At 29.1% G+C, this 16,903-nt stretch carries 14 protein-coding genes and 1 tRNA gene; 13 read left to right on the top strand and 2 right to left on the bottom strand.

The features are described 5' to 3' along the window. Positions 1-94: 94 nt before the first annotated feature. Positions 95-171, bottom strand: a tRNA-Ile gene (locus tag L8U00_RS07580). Between the two features lie 52 nt (positions 172-223). Beyond that, entirely contained in the window at positions 224-1,333 is a 1,110-nt protein-coding gene (locus tag L8U00_RS07575) for an FtsW/RodA/SpoVE family cell cycle protein (protein ID WP_214118031.1), read from the bottom strand. Positions 1,334-1,405: 72 nt separating this feature from the next. Here L8U00_RS07575 and L8U00_RS07570 point away from each other — a divergent pair, with 72 nt between their 5' ends. The 13 genes from L8U00_RS07570 to mnmC are packed head-to-tail and all read left to right on the top strand — an operon-like array spanning position 1,406 to position 16,643. Beyond that, complete coding sequence (locus tag L8U00_RS07570) at positions 1,406-2,368, top strand: RluA family pseudouridine synthase (protein WP_263709085.1); 963 nt, start codon at positions 1,406-1,408, stop codon at positions 2,366-2,368. Beyond that, entirely contained in the window at positions 2,322-3,536 is a 1,215-nt protein-coding gene (locus tag L8U00_RS07565; protein ID WP_263709084.1) for a fibronectin type III domain-containing protein, read from the top strand. Before L8U00_RS07570 ends, L8U00_RS07565 begins: the two co-directional genes overlap by 47 nt. Further along, positions 3,536-4,726 (top strand): tRNA (guanosine(46)-N7)-methyltransferase TrmB, encoded by a 1,191-nt coding sequence (gene trmB, locus L8U00_RS07560; protein WP_263709083.1) that lies wholly within the window; start codon positions 3,536-3,538, stop codon positions 4,724-4,726. The genes L8U00_RS07565 and trmB overlap by 1 nt, the downstream gene beginning before the upstream one ends. Before the next feature lie 46 nt (positions 4,727-4,772). Continuing rightward, positions 4,773-5,429: a cell division ATP-binding protein FtsE gene (locus L8U00_RS07555; RefSeq protein WP_039642523.1), complete on the top strand. Its 657-nt coding sequence runs from the start codon at positions 4,773-4,775 to the stop codon at positions 5,427-5,429. Then, positions 5,416-6,222 carry an ABC transporter permease gene (locus L8U00_RS07550; RefSeq protein WP_263709082.1) on the top strand — a complete coding sequence of 269 codons (807 nt, stop codon included), beginning with the start codon at positions 5,416-5,418 and terminating at the stop codon, positions 6,220-6,222. The genes L8U00_RS07555 and L8U00_RS07550 overlap by 14 nt, the downstream gene beginning before the upstream one ends. Beyond that, positions 6,219-7,394: a murein hydrolase activator EnvC family protein gene (locus L8U00_RS07545; protein ID WP_263709081.1), complete on the top strand. Its 1,176-nt coding sequence runs from the start codon at positions 6,219-6,221 to the stop codon at positions 7,392-7,394. The genes L8U00_RS07550 and L8U00_RS07545 overlap by 4 nt, the downstream gene beginning before the upstream one ends. 55 nt (positions 7,395-7,449) lie before the next feature. Beyond that, positions 7,450-8,175, top strand: coding sequence for a UMP kinase (gene pyrH / locus L8U00_RS07540; protein ID WP_039628219.1), 726 nt, complete (start codon positions 7,450-7,452; stop codon positions 8,173-8,175). Between the two features lie 8 nt (positions 8,176-8,183). Beyond that, the gene (locus L8U00_RS07535) at positions 8,184-8,402 is read left to right on the top strand and encodes a DNA-directed RNA polymerase subunit omega (protein WP_039618002.1); all 219 of its coding nucleotides are present in this window, start codon (positions 8,184-8,186) and stop codon (positions 8,400-8,402) included. After that, positions 8,386-10,575 carry a RelA/SpoT family protein gene (locus tag L8U00_RS07530; protein WP_263707356.1) on the top strand — a complete coding sequence of 730 codons (2,190 nt, stop codon included), beginning with the start codon at positions 8,386-8,388 and terminating at the stop codon, positions 10,573-10,575. The genes L8U00_RS07535 and L8U00_RS07530 overlap by 17 nt, the downstream gene beginning before the upstream one ends. Positions 10,576-10,587: 12 nt before the next feature. Continuing rightward, on the top strand, positions 10,588-11,790 hold the full coding sequence (tyrS, locus tag L8U00_RS07525) for a tyrosine--tRNA ligase (protein WP_263709080.1): 1,203 nt from the start codon (positions 10,588-10,590) through the stop codon (positions 11,788-11,790). Further along, on the top strand, positions 11,790-12,887 hold the full coding sequence (locus L8U00_RS07520; RefSeq protein WP_039628221.1) for a nitronate monooxygenase: 1,098 nt from the start codon (positions 11,790-11,792) through the stop codon (positions 12,885-12,887). The genes tyrS and L8U00_RS07520 overlap by 1 nt, the downstream gene beginning before the upstream one ends. Next, positions 12,880-14,811 carry an N-acetylmuramoyl-L-alanine amidase family protein gene (locus tag L8U00_RS07515; RefSeq protein WP_263709079.1) on the top strand — a complete coding sequence of 644 codons (1,932 nt, stop codon included), beginning with the start codon at positions 12,880-12,882 and terminating at the stop codon, positions 14,809-14,811. Before L8U00_RS07520 ends, L8U00_RS07515 begins: the two co-directional genes overlap by 8 nt. Next, the gene (gene mnmC / locus L8U00_RS07510) at positions 14,808-16,643 is read left to right on the top strand and encodes a bifunctional tRNA (5-methylaminomethyl-2-thiouridine)(34)-methyltransferase MnmD/FAD-dependent 5-carboxymethylaminomethyl-2-thiouridine(34) oxidoreductase MnmC (protein ID WP_263709078.1); all 1,836 of its coding nucleotides are present in this window, start codon (positions 14,808-14,810) and stop codon (positions 16,641-16,643) included. The genes L8U00_RS07515 and mnmC overlap by 4 nt, the downstream gene beginning before the upstream one ends. Positions 16,644-16,903: the final 260 nt, after the last annotated feature.

Genomic DNA, 16,903 nt, shown 5'->3' with positions numbered 1-16,903 from the left:
CATTGGAAAATGTTTTTTTGAAAATCAAGCTGTAATGCAAAACTAATAAGAAATAATAAAATTAAAATACAATAAATATAAAATAATAATTAAATGGTGGATTTAGCAGGACTCGAACCTGCGACCAACCGGTTATGAGCCGGTTGCTCTAACCAACTGAGCTATAAATCCGCCAGAAGTTAAAATAAAAATGTTATTATATCTTTATTTCCTTAATTTAAATTTAGAATTTTATTTTTACTGCTTTTTCTATTGCTAAATATCTAAAAGTTATTAAATTTTGTAAAATTCCAAAGAAAATCATAAAGGTAGCAAAAGAACTTCCCCCATGACTAAAAAATGGCATAGGTATACCAACAACAGGAGCAAAACCTATGGTCATTGATATATTTACTGCTACATATATGAAAATAAATAAAGCAATGCAATTTGTTACTACTCTTGTAAAATAATCATCTTTGAGCTTATAATTTAAACTCAATAAATGAAAAATGAGTAAGGTGTAAAGTAATATGATTACAACCGCACCGATAAAACCAAATCTTTCAGACAAATATGCAAAGATAAAATCACTCGTAGAAATAGGTAAAAATTTAAAATGTGTTTGTGTGGCTTCATCGGCCTTTTTTCCGCTCAAACCACCGCTTCCTATTGCAATGATGGATTGTTTTACATGGTAACTTGGCTCTTCAGCTAAGAAATCATGAATTCTTTGTTTTTGATAAGGTTTTAAAAAATCACTATAAATAATAGGCGAAGCTATAGCTATAGCTAAAAAAATGCTAAGCCAAATTTTATAATTTACTCCTATGATAAAAAGCGTTCCAAAGCCCACTATTAAAAGTACTAAAGCTGTTCCTAAATCAGGTTCTCCTGCTATAAGTAAAAATGGGAGTAAAATATAAAAACTTAGCTTTAAAAATTGTTTTAAACCATAGCCATTATGAGGTGGTGGGTTTTGATAAATCAAATAAGCTAGCATTAAAATAAAAGAGGGTTTGAAAATTTCAGAAGGTTGTATGGTAAAATGCGTAAAAGGTATCTCAAGCCATCTTCTAGCTCCAAGTTTTTCAACACCAAAAATATCCACACTCAAAAGCAAAGCTATATTAATCCAATATAGTACAGGTATAAGCCACATTAATCTTCTTAAAGGTAAAAAGAAAAAAAATGCAAATCCTGCAAAACCTACTAAAGTATAGATAAATTGCTTTTCAGCTAAGCGTGTATTTGCTTCATAAATTAAAAGAAAAGATATAGCTATGATAGGCAACACTAAAAGAGGTTGAACAAAATCAAAATGCGTTAGAATTCTTCTATCAAGTTTTATCAAAGCTAACCTTTTTTACAAAATATTGTGTAATTATATGCTAAAATTGCAAATTTTATCACAAGGAAATATAATATGCTAAAAATTTCATCACTTTGTGAAGAAAGATTGGATATTTTTTTATCAGATATACTTAAGCAAAGTCGTTCGCAAGTTACTAAACTTATCAAAGAAAACTGCATATATATTAATGAAAAATTAGAAAATAAAAGTTCTAAAAAAATAAAACAAAAAGATGAAATAAGTATTTTTTTACCTTTAGTAAAAGAAGCCAAAGAAAGCTACACGCCCGAGTTTGATATAGAAATTTTATATGAAGATGATGATGTTTTAGTTTTAAACAAAGCTCCTAATGTTGTCGTGCATGGTGCAAGTAGTGTTAAAGAAGCGACTTTGGTGGATTGGCTTTTGCATAAGGGCTATGCTTTATCAAATTTAAATGGAGAGCATAGAGCAGGGCTTGTGCATAGACTTGATAAAGGCACAAGCGGAGCTATCATCATAGCAAAAAATAATCAAGCACATCAATTTTTAGCAAATCAGCTTTTAGATAAAAGTATGGGAAGATTTTACCTTGCTTTGAGTGACTTGCCTTTGAAAAATGATAAAATGAGTAATGAAAAAGCCATTATGCGTTGTCCTAATAATAGGCTTAAAAAAATTACTACAAATACCAAAAATCCTTTAGCAAAAAATGCAAAAACAGATTTTATAAATTTATTAAGTGCTAAAAACTGCTCTTTAATAGCTGCTAAATTATATACAGGAAGAACCCATCAAATCAGGGTGCATTTAGCAGATTTTAATCGCTATATTTTAGGAGATGAATTATACGGATATAAAGGAAAAATAAAGTATAATAGAGTAATGCTTCATGCGTATTTGATTTATTTTATTCATCCTAGGACTAAAGAGTTAATGTTTATAAAAGCTCCTATGTTTGATGATTTTTATCAAATTTTAAAAGAAAATTTTACACAAGGAGAGATAGATGAAAAAACTTCACTGGATTATCTTAAGTTCTGCTTTGGCTTTTAGTGCTTGTAGTACAACTATGAGTTCGCCTCAAATTGCTCAAGTAAACGATACTTTACCAAAAATTTCAAATATTAAAAGTATAAGTGATATTACAAGCATAGCTTTTGAATGGGAGCCTTTGTATGATCAAAATATAGCAGGCTATTACATTTATAGAGCAAATGCAGCTGGTGCACCTATGGAGCTTATAGCAAAAATTAAAAATAAATTTCAAACTCATTATACTGATACAAATTTAGAGCCAAATACAAGATATTATTATTCTATGAAAACTTTTAATGAGCTTGGGCAAGTTTCTCAAGATGGTGTAAGCATAGAAGCTTTTACCAATAGAGTGATTGATCCAGTGCCTTTTGTGCAAGCTATTGTGGGTTTGCCAAATCGTGTAAAAATAGTTTGGAGACCACACCCTGATGTAAGAGTAAATTCATACATCATTGAGCGTGCAAATATGAAAGATATGAAATTTAAAGAATTAACTAGGGTTAAAAATCGCTTAAGTGCTGAATATATAGATGATTCATTAAAGCCTGATGAGAGTTTTCAATATAGAATCATAGCTTTAACTTATGATGGCATTAAAAGTACCCCAAGTAAAATAGTAGAATCAACTACTAAAGCGCTTCCTCCTATGGTAAGTAATTTACAAGCAAGTAAAGATGCGCCAAGAAAAATCATTTTAACTTGGGATAAAATTGATTATGCTGATTTTGCTTATTATAAAATTTATTCTAGTTCAACCACCTTTTTACCTTTTAGCGTGGTAGCTAAAACTTCTGAAAATACTTATGAAGATGTAGTTAAAGGCGTGGCTGAAAAAAGATATTATAAAGTGAGTATGGTCGATAAAGATGGCTTGGAAAGTCCTATAGCAAGTGAGTCTGTAGAAGGTATTACCTTAGGGGCACCATTAGCACCAAGTATTATTTTATGTGCTGTTGAAGATGATGGTATTAGAGTTGAATGGGTTGATAATGATGATAGAGCTAAAGAATACATAGTTAAACGAAGTGGAGGTGGAAGTAATGCTGTGTTTAAAGAGATTAAATCTAAACAATTAAAAGACATCACAGCTGTTCCTGGAAAAGTATATAGCTATGAAGTTATAGCTATTGATGCAAATGGTATAGAATCAAAAGCTTCTGATAAATTTACAGCGGTGAAGTAATGCCAAATTTTAAGTGTAAAATTCTAAAAGAAATTCAACTTCCTTTTGAAAAAGATGGGGTTGAATTCTTATGGCTTGCTAAAGGTGAAAATGTAGACTTGCTTTTTACGCGTATAAAGCAAGAAAACTTTTTTTTGCAGATTAAAAAAGATGAAAAAAAACAAGAATGGCTTATTAAAGGTGAAAAACACACTAAGCCTTCGCAAATTGGATATTTGCAAAAAGCTTTACTTGTGTTTAAAGAAAACTTTACTCAAGATGTAGTTTGTGAAGCTGTGGCGTTAAAACATACAAGGTTAATCCAAAAAACACCTTTAATTGCCAATGATTTAAAAGAATTACTAGAGCAAATAAAAAACAAAAAGCAAATTTTTATTGAAATAGGCTTTGGAAGTGGTAGGCATTTGCTTTATCAAGCAAGATTAAATCCTGATGTTTTGATTATAGGTATAGAAATTTACACCCCTGCGTTAGAGCAAGTAGCTAAACTTGCCTTAAGTGAAAACTTAAATAATGTTTTATTAATAGAAACTGATGCAAGATTATTACTAAGCGTACTTGAGTCTAACTTGATAGATAAAATCTTTTTGCATTTTCCTGTTCCTTGGGATAAAAAGCCTCATCGTAGGGTAGTGGGGTTAAATTTTGCAAATGAATGCGCTAGAGTTTTAAAAGAAAATGGGCAATTTGAACTTAGAACAGATAGTTTTTTGTATTTTGATTTTACCCTAGAAACTTTTTTGAATTTTTCTCATTTGAAGGCCTTGATTAAGAAAAATGAAAATTTAGAAATTTCAAGCAAATATGAAGATCGCTGGAAAAGACAAAATAAAGATATATATGATTTAATCATTAGTGGTTTTAGCAAGAGTGAAAGTTTAAGCAAGGATCAAAAATTTGCCATTGAAGATTTAAGATTAAACGCAGAAGAATTAGCTTGTATAAAAAAGAATTTTAAAAATGAAGTTTTTAAGGGTGAGGATTTTTTCTTGCATTTTGAAAAAATGTACATTAAAGATGATGAGCTTATCATTAAAATAGCTTTTGGTGCTTTTTATAAGCCTGAGCATGTTTATATAGCTTTAAACGCACAAAAGATAGAATTTATTTTTGAACAGCCTTTTAAAACTAAAGAAAATTTAAAAGCTATAGAAAAATTAAGAGAAATATTGTATTCTTATATTAAATAATAATGATTTAAATAATTATCAAACAAATGATAAGGAAAAAGCAGTGATGATAGAAGCTAAAAAGCTTTGTCTTGGTTATGATGAACTTGTTATAGAAAATGCTAGTTTTTCGCTAAAAGATAATGATTTTGTTTTTATTACAGGAAAAAGTGGTAGTGGAAAGTCAACTTTGTTAAAATCTTTTTATGGAGATTTGGAACCAATAAGTGGAAGCTTAAAGGTTTGCAATAATGATTTAGTGGATATTTCTAATGCTGAGCTTTTACAGCTTAGGCAAAAAATAGGGATTATTTTTCAAGATTATCGTTTGGTTCAAGAATTTAGTGTAGAAAAAAATGTAATGCTACCTTTGATGATTAAAGGTTATAGTAAGAATGTATGTAAAGAACAAGCCGCAAAGCTTTTAAAGCATGTAAATTTAACTTTCAAAGCTGATAAGAAGCCAGCTCAGCTTTCAGGTGGAGAGCAACAACGCGTGGCTATGGCAAGAGCTTTAGCACATAATCCAAAATTACTCTTATGTGATGAGCCAACGGGAAATTTGGATGAGTATTCTTCAGATATTATATGGACTTTATTAAAATCAGCTAGAGAAATACTTGGAACTTGTGTAGTGGTTGTTACGCATAGAATTCCTACTAATTTAAGACTTGATTATCGTCGTTTTAATATAGAAAATGGGAGAATGAATGAAATCTTTTAAAAATCATCTTTCTTTGATATTTGCTTTAATGGTAATGATGTTCGCTTTTGAGTTTTTAATCATTACAAACAAAACTATAGAGCATTATGAAAAACTTTTAAATAAAGATTATAATATTATTTTAGTAGGTAAAACTCATTTAGATAAAAAAGGCATAGAAGATCAAGTAAGTCATTTTCAGTCTTTAGAAATTTTAAATCCAAATGAAATGATAGATAGACTTAAAAATGATATATCAGCTAAAAATATAGAAGTTTTAAAGGCTACATTGCCAAAATTTTATACTTTAAAACTCAATAAACTTTTATCAGAAGATGAGCTAAATACTTTAAAAGATAAGCTTTTAAAAAATCCTAATATTACTAGAGTGGAGACTTTTGCTAAAACGCATACAAAAATTTACAAACTTTTGGTTTTAGTGAAATTTTTATTATGGTTTTTCTTGTTTATTATAATATTGCTTAGCTTTGTATTATTGCTTAAGCAAATGAAAATTTGGCTTTTTGAGCATACTCAAAGAGTAGAAATCATGTGTTTACTTGGAGCACCGTTTTGGTTTAGATCTTTTATGCTTTATAAGATTGTTTTTATTGATTGTTTTATAGCATTTTTATTGCTTGTATTATTTTTTACCCAAGTTTATGATCTTGAATCCATTAAACTAGCCTTACAAAGTGTGGACATTAGCTTACCTAAAATAAGTATTTTCACACATTTGTTTTTGATTTTTTTAGCAATGCTTTGTGTTTGTTTTGCTTGTGTGAATTTTGTAATGTTTAAGGTTAGAAAATGAAAAAATGCTTTTTGCTTTTTTTGTTTTCTTTTTCTGTTTTATTTGCAAATGAAATTGTACAAAAACAAAAAGATATTAAAGAAAATGAACGTATAGTAAAGCAGCTTTCTAAAAAGTTAGAGGATTTAGCAAGTGAAATTTTAGATAATGAAAAAAATCTAAAAAAAATCGCTTCAGAAATTAGCACCTTAACTTCAAAAACTTCTAAACTTGAAAGTTCAGTAAAAACTCAAATAAAAGCGCTAGAGCAACTCAATGCACAAAATAAAGATCTTTTGCAAAATAAAAACAAAATAGAAGGGAAGATTATTGATTTAATTGCTAAAGATTTTGCTTATGATTTGGCAATTCCTAAAAATTATATTGAAAGTGAAGATAGTATCATAGCTTTAGAATTAGTTGGGGTTTTGGATAAAATTTTCAAAGAAGAATTTTATCAAATTTCAAAAGATTATGAAAATATAAGTAAAAAAATAGAAGAAAAGCAAACTCAAATTACCACAATCAATAATAATTTAAAAACCTATAAAGATCAAATCGATGAGCTTAAAAATCTTAGAAAAAAGCAAGAACAAGAAATAGCTAAGCAAAAAACAGATAAAGAAATTTATACTAGAAAACTTTCCAATTTGCAAGCTCAACAACAAGAATTGAGAAAAACACTTAATAAATTAAAAATTATTAAAGAAAAAGAAGAAGAAAAATTAGCACAAAAAAAAGAAGATAAAAAACCAAGCTCAAATGTTAAACAAGTAGGCTCAAGTTATCAAACAAGCAGTGTTAAACGCTATAGCGGTCCTAAGACAATCGCTCCTTTAGAATCTTACACGGTAAAGCAAAAATTTGGAAATTATGTTGATCCTATTTATAATATTAAAATTTATAATGAAAATGTGGTTTTAAAAAGTGACAGTGCTAATGCTGCAGTAAGAAATGTCTTAGATGGTAAAGTAGTTTTTGCAAAAGCAACTCCAACTTTAAAACAAGTTGTGATTGTTGAAAATAAAGATGGTATACATACTATTTATGCGCATTTAGATAAAATTGCACCTGGTGTTAAAGTGGGTAGAAATATCAAAAAAGGTTATATTATAGGTAGGGTTGAAAGTGATTTAACTTTTGAAGTAACGCAAAAGAATTTTCATATCAATCCTTTAGAGATGATTAAATAAATTAGTTTTTTTTAATGCGAATTTTGATATAGTTTCAAATCAAAGGAGAAATTTAATGAACAATAAAAGAAAAAGAGTATTGGTTAAATTTTCTGGAGAAGCTTTGGCTGGAGAAAATGGGTTTGGTATAGAAAATTCTATTTTAAAATACATAGCTTCTGAAATAAAAAGCTTGATTAATGAAAATGTTGAAGTAGGTATAGTAATAGGCGGTGGAAATATCATTAGAGGGGTATCTGCTGCAAGAGATGGACTTATAAAAAGAACAAGTGGTGATCATATGGGTATGCTTGCTACTGTGATTAATTCTATAGCTATGCAAGAAGCATTAGAAAGTGCTGGGCTTGATGTAAGGGTTCAAAGCGCTATTCAAATGGAAGCATTCTGTGAAACTTATATCATGAGAAGAGCACATAGACACTTAGAAAAAGGACGTATAGTTATTTTTGCTTGTGGTACGGGTAATCCTTATTTTACTACAGATACTGCTGCGACTTTAAGAGCGGTAGAAATTCAAGCAGATATGATTATTAAAGCAACTAAGGTAGATGGAATTTATGATAAAGATCCTAAAAAATATGATGATGCAATTATGCTTAATGAGTTAAGCTATGAAAGAGCTTTGCATGATAATATTAAAGTTATGGATGATACTGCAATAGCCTTAGCTAAAGATAATGCTTTACCTATTGTGGTATGTAATATGTTTAAAGAAGGAAATTTATTAAAAATCATCCAAGGCGATATGAGTTTATGCTCTATTGTTAAAAATCAAGATTAAGGATAAAAATGAGAGTAGAACAAATAGCTGCAAAAGCATTAAAAAAACTAAAAGATGATAGATATAAACTAGCTCTTGTAGTAGCTAAAAGAGCTGAAGAGCTTGCAAATGGTGCAGAACCTTTAGTAAATTTAGATAAAAATAAATACAAATATACCGACATTGCTTTACATGAAATAGCAGAAGATAAAATCGTTTTAGAGGGATTTATTGAAGCTAGTAAATGATGAGTTATTGTTAGATAAACTTGTTGATGATGTTAAAAATTGTAAGGATTTACAAAGAGCAAAAGAAATCCTTTTTATGGTCTTTCCACAATCTGCTGTTTTAGAAAAAGCGGTAGATTTTTGTATCCAAAAACACGAAGGACAATTTAGAAAAAGTGGAGAACCATATGCGGTTCACCCTATATTAGTGGCTTCTTTTGTGGCTTTTTTAAGTCCAGTGCAGTCTATGATTATCGCTGCATTATTGCATGATGTGCTAGAAGATACAAATTGCAATGAAGAAGAATTGAGTTTAAATTTTGGCGAAGAAGTCACCAAATTAGTTCAAGGCTTAACCAAAATAGTCAGTATTAGAGAAGATCATCTTACACGCTCTAATTCTAATGAAAAGCTTGCAAAATCTGCTTTGACTTTTAGAAATATGCTTTTAGCTGGTGTTGAAGATGTGAGCGTGCTTGTAATAAAGCTTTGTGATAGATTGCACAATATGCTTACTTTAAATTTTTTAAGAGAAGATAAACAAAAAAGAATCAGCGAAGAAACCTTGGTGGTATATGCACCTATAGCTCATAGACTTGGAATTTCAAGTATAAAAAATTTGCTTGAGGATTTAAGTTTTAAGTTTTTATTACCTGATGAATATGCACAAATTGATAATTATATAAATGCAAAAGATCAACAAATTCAACTTGGATTTAATGAATTTATCTCAAAAATAGAAATGTTATTTTTGGAAAATGGGTTTAGACAAGGTAGTTTTGTTATACACAAAAGAATCAAACATAATTATTCTATTTATTTAAAAATGCAAAGAAAAGGTGTGGGGCTTGATGAAGTTTTAGACCTTTTGGGTGTAAGAATTTTGGTTGAAAAAGTTTATGATTGTTATTTGGCTTTAGGAATTTTACATACACATTTTAATCCTTTAATTTCAAGATTTAAAGATTATATAGCTTTGCCAAAACAAAATGGTTACCAAACCTTACATACAACACTTTTTGATGCAAAAAATATCATAGAAGCTCAAATTCGCACCTTTGATATGCATAAGACTGCTGAATTTGGCGTGGCAGCGCATTGGAAATATAAAGAAGGAAATATAACAACACCAAATTTAGATTGGCTTGCGGATATTTCTATGCATGGTAAAGAAGATGGCAATGCTGTGCAAGATTGTGATGCTATCGAACTTTATGAATATGCAAAAGATAGTTTATATATAGAAGATATAGCAGTATATTCTCCAAAGGGTGAAATTTTTACTTTGCCGCGCGGGGCTACGGCTTTGGATTTTGCTTATGAAGTTCACACCAAAGTAGGACTTCATGCAAAAACTGCGTTTGTTAACCGCATGAGAGTACCACTTTTAACCGTGCTTAAAAATGGAGATATAGTTAGCATTGAAACTTCCGAAGAAGAATTTTTTAGATGTTCATGGATAGATAGCGTTAAAACAGGAAAGGCTAGAGCTAGTATAAGAGATTTTTGCAAGCAAAAGAAAAAAGAATTAAATAACAAAATTGCTGTTAATCTTTTATCTACTGTTTTTAATAAAGATTCTAAACTTATAGAAGAATGGCTTGAAAAAGAAAATTTTAATAAAAAGCTAAGACAAATTGCTTTGGATTTTAATTATTTTAAAGATGTAATTATTGCTCTAAGAAAATATATGGGGCAAAATCAAGCAGCTAAATTTGAGCAAAATGAGCAAAAATTTGAAAGCATAGTGATTGGTTCTAATTATAAAATAACCACGATTAATTTTGATTATTGTTGTAGGCCTAAAAGAGGAGATGAAATTATTGCTTTTAGACATTCAACTGGAGCAACGATACACCATAAGCTTTGTGAGCAAGCAATGAAAATGATAGAAGATAATAAAGAAATGGTTTTTGTTTTTTGGAATGATAGTTCGATAAAAAGTTACAAAATCATCGTTTCTATAGAAAATAAAAAAGGTTCTTTAGCAGATTTTCTAACTACTTTAGCTAAAATGCAGATTAATGTTTTAAGTATTAACTCAGCTGATTCAGAGCCAGTCGTTGCAAACTATTTTGAAGTACAAGTTGAGTTACCTAATAATATAGATCTTGAGAATGCAAAAGAAAGATTGAAATCTAGATATAAAATTTTAGATTTTACATCTTTAAATGATGCATATAATAATCACTAAAAAAGGTTTTTTATGGATATTAATGAAATTATTAAAGAAATTAAACGAGGAATAGCAGAAATTATTGATGAAGAAAGATTAGTTTCTTTAGTAAAAAATTACTATGAAAAAGGTGAAAATTTTTTTGTAAAGGCTGGTTTTGATCCTACGGCTGCTGATTTGCATTTGGGTCATACTGTGGTTTTGAGCAAAATGGCTTTGCTTCAAAAGCATGGGGCTATAGTGCAGTTTTTAATAGGCGATTTTACTGCTCAAATTGGAGATCCAACAGGAAAAAGTGCTACAAGAAAAAAACTTGACAAAGAAGAAGTACTTAAAAATGCTAAAACTTATGAAGAACAAGTTTTTAAGATTTTAGATCCAAATAAAACTCAAATTCATTTTAATTCTAAATGGTTAAATGAGCTTGGTGCTGCTGGTATAGTAGAGCTTACTTCGACTTTTAGTGTTGCTAGAATGCTTGAGAGAGATGATTTTACTAAGCGCTTCAAAGAACAAAGCCCTATATCAATTTGTGAGTTTTTATATCCGCTTTTGCAAGGTTATGACAGTGTTGCATTAAAAAGTGATATAGAAATGGGTGGAACGGATCAAAAATTTAATCTTTTAATGGGTAGACAGCTTCAAAGAGTATATAATTGTCAAAAAGAACAAGCGGTAATGATGATGCCATTGCTTGAAGGCCTTGATGGTGTAAACAAGATGAGTAAAAGCTTGGGAAATTATATCGGTGTAACTGAAAATGCCAAAGAAATGTATGCTAAAGTTTTGAGTATAAGTGATGAGTTGATGTTTAGATATTATGAACTTTTAAGTGAAAAAAGCTTAAATGAAATTTCACAAATAAAAGATGATGTTAAAAATGGCTCATTGCATCCTAAAAAAGCTAAAGAGAATTTAGCTTTAGAAATTACTGCGCGTTTTCACTCAAATGAATGTGCTTTAAAAGCTAAGGAAGAATTTGACAAAGTCCATAGCGCAAAAGAACTTCCTAGTGATATGCCAAGTTTTACTTTAGAAGGTAGTATTTGGCTTGCAAAAGCTATAGTAGAGTGTAAAATGGAAAGTTCTACTTCAGCTGCTAGAAGATTGATTAATTCAAATGCAGTAAGTGTTAATGGAGAAAAAGTTCAAGATGAACAATTCCAACTAGAAAGCGGTGAATATATTTTACAAGTTGGAAAAAGAAAATTTGCAAAATTAAAGGTAATATGATGAGTTTTAAAGCTTTAAAAATTGGAAAGCATGAGATAAAATATCCTATTTTTCAAGGTGGCATGGGACTTGGTATAAGTTGGGACAAACTTGCTTCTGCAGTTTCTTTAAATGGTGGATTAGGGATTATTTCTTCGGTAGGAACTGGATATTATGAAAATAGAACGCATATAGATAAAGAGTTCAATGCAAAGCCTTATGGTAGTGATAATTTTTACTCAAAAGCAGGCTTAAAAGCTTTGATAGATAATGCTAGAAAGGTTTGCAAAGATGCACCTTTAGGCTGTAATATTTTATATGCAAGTAATAATTATGCGCAAATTGCTCGTAATGCTTGTGAGGTTGGTTTTAATGTGATAGTTTCAGGAGCAGGGCTTCCTACAAATTTGCCTGAATTTACACAAGATTATCCTGATGTTGCTTTGGTGCCTATTGTATCATCAGCTAAGGCTTTAAAAATTATCTGTAAAAGATGGCAAAGCAGATACAATCGCTTGCCTGATGCGGTTATAGTTGAAGGACCAAAAAGCGGTGGACATCAGGGTTTTACTTATGAGCAATGTTTAATGGATGAATATCAGTTAGAAAATGTAGTACCACAAGTTGCGCAAGAAATTAAAAACTGGGGAGATATACCATTAATCGCCGCGGGTGGAATTTGGGATAAGCAAGATATAGAAAAAATGATGTCTTTAGGAGCAAGTGGCGTTCAAATGGGAACTCGATTTATAGGAACTTTTGAGTGCGATGCTAGTGATGATTTTAAGCAAGTATTGCTAGATTGTAAAAAAGAAGATATTGAGCTTTTAAAATCTCCAGTTGGCTATCCTGCAAGAGGGGTAAGAACTAATCTTTTAAATTTAGTAGATAAAAGAATGGGGCCAAAAATTTCTTGTGTGAGCAATTGTGTTGCACCATGCGGTAGAGGCAAGGAAGCTACTAAGGTGGGTTATTGTATAGCAGATAGATTATATGATGCTTGGAGCGGTAAAAAAGAAACAGGCTTATTTTTTACAGGGGCTAATGGATATAGACTAGATAAGCTTATTAGTGTAGAAGAGCTAATGAAAAAATTAGTTAATGGCGAAGATGCTTAGAATATTTTTTATTTTTTTATTATTTTGTTTTAGTGTTTTTGCTAATATAGAAGTTAAGAAATTTGATCAAAATTTTTTAACTTCTAATTCAGAAGAAAAACTACAATTACACCAGCAGTTAAAATCTTTGTATATACAAAGTGTGATTAATGATAATAATGAAGAAAAAAATGAGATTTTAAAAAGATTAATCATAAGTTCAAATTCTTTAGGCTTTGATGATAAAGCTTATGTGCAAGAGCTTAAAGAAAGCGGAGTAAGTGAAGAAGAAATTTCACGTTTAAAAAATGCTTTAAAAGTTATACAAGATCAAAAAATAAAAAAAGAACAAACAAAAATTGAAACCAATACCACATCACCTATTAATAAAAAAGAAGATAAAAAAGAAGATAAAAAAGAAGATAAAAAAGAAGATAAAAAAGAAGATAAAAAAGAAGATAAAAAAGAAGATAAAAAAGAAGATAAAAAAGAAGATAAAAAAGCTCCGGTGCAAAAAGAGCTTTTTGTGCTTGATGTAAAGAAATCAGACAATGGTATCTTACTTGATTTAAGTGAAAAAATCAGCCAAAAAGACATTAAAAACTTTACTCTCAAAGGCGATAAGAATTTTCGTTATGTTGCAGATTTTGATGGGATTTTAAAAGGACCTAAGAGAACTTTTGAATTTAAAGATTTTGATATTATCGTATCGCAATTTAACCCAACAAGTATGCGTTTGGTCTTAAGTTCAAAAAAAGAATTAAAGATCAAAATAGAGCTTAAAGATCAAAGTCTTTTTATGGGGCTTGAAAAAGTAGAAAAAAAAGAAGAACCCAAACCTATAGTTAAAAAACAAAATGAAATTAAAAAAACAGAAGTAAAAAAAGAAATTATTAAAAATGAGCCTTTATATATTTTAAAATCAAGTAAAGATAAAAATGGTGTTAATTTAAAATTAAACAATGATATTGATATTGAAGATATTAAAATCAATTCTTTTAAAGATGGTAAAACATATCGTTCTATTGTAAGCTTTGAAGCTATTTTAGAAGGCGATAGAAAAAAAATCGATATCAATAAAAATCAATCCATCACAATAGTGCAATTTAATAAAACTACAGTAAGAGTTGTTTTAAATTCTACTAGTGATTTTAAAACCAATCTTGATTTAGACGATGAGGAATTATTTATAGGCTTTGAAAAAAAGGCTAAAAAAACACCAACAAAAACTACTTCAAAAACGGCAAAAACTACCATTAAAAAATCAGGTAAAATCATAGTAATTGACCCAGGTCATGGAGGTAAAGATCCAGGTACTTTGGGTGATAAGGGTGTTAGAGAAAAAGATGTAGTTTTAAGTGTGGCTTTAAAACTTGGTAATGAGCTTAAAAAACGTGGATATAGAATTTATTATACTAGAAGTACAGATAAATTTATAAACTTAAGAGATAGAACCTCTATGGCTAATGAAAAAATGGCGGATTTATTTATTTCTATCCATGCAAATGCAGCTCCAAATAAACAAAGAGCTAAAACTTTACAAGGTATTGAAACCTTCTTCTTATCGCCTGCAAGAAGCGAAAGAAGTAAAAAAGCTGCTGAGTTGGAAAATCAATCCGATTTTGAAGAGATGAATTATTTTTCCAAACAAACCTTTTTAAATTTTTTAAACCGTGAAAAAATCGTTGCTTCAAATAAATTAGCTATTGATGTTCAAAAAAAGATTTTAAGTAATGTAAGAAAAAAATATAAAGTTGTTGATGGTGGAGTTAGAGAAGCTCCTTTTTGGGTTTTAGTGGGAGCGCAAATGCCTGCTATATTGATTGAAACAGGTTATATTAGTCATCCTAGTGAAAGAAATAGATTAACAAATAAAAATTTTCAAGAATTATTAGCCATTGGTATTGCTAATGGTATAGAGAGTTATTTTTATAAAAATCAATGAAAAAAGCAAATATTATCATTAAAAACAATGCACCTTTTTCTTTAGATTTTGATGATTATTATTTTAATTCTAGTGATGGTTTAAGTGAGAGTGAATTTATCTATACTAATGCTTTTGAATTTCAAACAAAACAAACTATCATTGCAGAGCTTGGTTTTGGTATAGGTTTAAATTTTTTCCTTACTTTAAAGCGTTTTATAAAGGAAAAAAAAGAAAATCAAAGATTATTTTATCTTAGTTTTGAAAATTTTTATATAGAAAAAGAAACATTAAGAGAAATTTATAAAAACCTTAGTTTTTATGAGGAATTTAAAGAGCTTTTAGAGCAGTTTTTAAAATTTTACCCTCCATGTAAAGATGGAGTTTATAGATTTTATTTTCAAGATTGTTTTTTAGATTTGGTATTTGGCGATGCTAAAGAAAAGTTACAAAATTTAGACTTTAAAGCCGATGTTTGGTATTTAGATGGTTTTGCTCCTGCTAAAAATCAAGAGATGTTTAATGAGGATATTATAAACAAAGTTGCCAAAAATTCAAAAATAAATGCCAAGATTTTGACTTTTTCTTCTGCAAGCATTTTAAAAAAAGCTTTAATTAATAATAATTTTCAAGTACAAAAAATCAAAGGTTTTAGAAAAAGGGAAATGATACAGGCTATTTTTAATGGCTTTGAGTTTGAAGATAAATTTGCTTATTTTAACACTCCAAGTTTAAAAAAAGAGATACAAAAAATAGCCATCATCGGAGCAGGTATAGCCGGAGCTAGTATAGCTTATGAGCTTTCTTTAAGAAATGTTCAAGTAGATGTTTTTGAAAAAGAAAATTCATTAGGAAAAGGTGCTTCTGGAAATATCAATGGAATTTTAAGCTCTTTGATTTTAAAACCTGATGTTTTGTTGGGTGAGTTTTCACAATATGCTTTTTTAGAAGCAAGTAGATTTTATAGGCAAATTTTAGATTTAATTTCTCAAGGGGTTTATGAATTTGCTCACAATGAACTTATGCAAGAGCGTTTTGATAGTCAAAAAGATAATGTTTTATTTGAAATTATTAACAATCAAGCTTTTTTAAAAGATGGAACATGTATAAAGCCCCAAGAGCTTGTGAAAACACTTTTGCAAAAAAGCAAGGCTAGAGTATTTTTTGAGCATGAATTTAAAGATTATTCTTATGAAAATGAAAAGTTTTCTTTGCAATTTAATAATCAAAAAACATTGAAAGATTATGATGTGTTAATTTATGCTCAAGGTGCTGATGTTAAGAATTTTTTAGAGTATAAACATATGAAATTAAGCAGTGTTAGAGGACAATGCACTCATTTAAAACCATTTTTAAAAAATTCTCATGCTTTATCTTCAAAAGGCTATATTTGTCCTATCAATGAAGAATTAAATTTACAACTTATTGGTGCAAGTTATGATAGACTTAATCAAGATACAACGCTTTTGAAAAATGATGATTTGCAAAATGTTGAAAATATAAAAGAATTTTTACAAGGTGAAAATTTAGAAATTATGGGTGGTAAAGTAGGATTTAGATCATATTCTAGTGATAGATTTGCCATAATAGGTCAAGCCTATGATGAAAATTTTTATATGCAAAATTATAAGGCACTTTTATGGCATAAAAATAAAAGTCAAGTAGCGCCAAATGATTTTATTCCTTTGTATTTTTCTATTGCTCATGGATCTAGGGCTTTTGCTAGTGCTATTATTGGAGCTAGAATACTTAGCGCATTAATCTTTGATGAGCCAAAAATAGAAAAAGATTTTTTACATGCTACTCATCCTGCAAGATTTTTAATTAGAATGTTAAGAAAAGGAAAAAATTAAATTTAAGTGTTTAAATGCTTCAAACACCTATTATCCAACACATTCAAACGTTCATAATACCTTATTATTATACTAATATTTTATTATTGTTTATTTTTAAGCTTAAATTTATAAATATAGTATTAACATTTCTTAATTGTTAAGAATATATTAGTAATACCCATTACAAAAATATATTTTTATCCTAACAAGCAACCCATCAAACACATTAACTATTTTTTGAAAGGACTTTTTCAATGAATATAAATTTATCTAAAAAA

The sequence above is a fragment of the Campylobacter sp. IFREMER_LSEM_CL2256 genome (genome assembly GCF_025771645.1).
Lineage (GTDB): Bacteria > Campylobacterota > Campylobacteria > Campylobacterales > Campylobacteraceae > Campylobacter_D.
Note: the sequence above shows the minus strand (reverse complement) of the source record. Positions and strands in the feature narration are given on the sequence as shown.

Excerpts from the sequence above, each read along its gene's own strand:
- L8U00_RS07570 (WP_263709085.1), top strand. The coding sequence starts at position 1,406 with ATGCTAAAAATTTCATCACTTTGTGAAGAAAGATTGGATATTTTTTTA.
- L8U00_RS07565 (WP_263709084.1), top strand. The coding sequence starts at position 2,322 with ATGAAAAAACTTCACTGGATTATCTTAAGTTCTGCTTTGGCTTTTAGT.
- trmB (WP_263709083.1), top strand. The coding sequence starts at position 3,536 with ATGCCAAATTTTAAGTGTAAAATTCTAAAAGAAATTCAACTTCCTTTT.
- L8U00_RS07555 (WP_039642523.1), top strand. The coding sequence starts at position 4,773 with ATGATAGAAGCTAAAAAGCTTTGTCTTGGTTATGATGAACTTGTTATA.
- L8U00_RS07550 (WP_263709082.1), top strand. The coding sequence starts at position 5,416 with ATGAAATCTTTTAAAAATCATCTTTCTTTGATATTTGCTTTAATGGTA.
- L8U00_RS07545 (WP_263709081.1), top strand. The coding sequence starts at position 6,219 with ATGAAAAAATGCTTTTTGCTTTTTTTGTTTTCTTTTTCTGTTTTATTT.
- pyrH (WP_039628219.1), top strand. The coding sequence starts at position 7,450 with ATGAACAATAAAAGAAAAAGAGTATTGGTTAAATTTTCTGGAGAAGCT.
- L8U00_RS07535 (WP_039618002.1), top strand. The coding sequence starts at position 8,184 with ATGAGAGTAGAACAAATAGCTGCAAAAGCATTAAAAAAACTAAAAGAT.
- tyrS (WP_263709080.1), top strand. The coding sequence starts at position 10,588 with ATGGATATTAATGAAATTATTAAAGAAATTAAACGAGGAATAGCAGAA.
- L8U00_RS07520 (WP_039628221.1), top strand. The coding sequence starts at position 11,790 with ATGAGTTTTAAAGCTTTAAAAATTGGAAAGCATGAGATAAAATATCCT.
- L8U00_RS07515 (WP_263709079.1), top strand. The coding sequence starts at position 12,880 with ATGCTTAGAATATTTTTTATTTTTTTATTATTTTGTTTTAGTGTTTTT.
- mnmC (WP_263709078.1), top strand. The coding sequence starts at position 14,808 with ATGAAAAAAGCAAATATTATCATTAAAAACAATGCACCTTTTTCTTTA.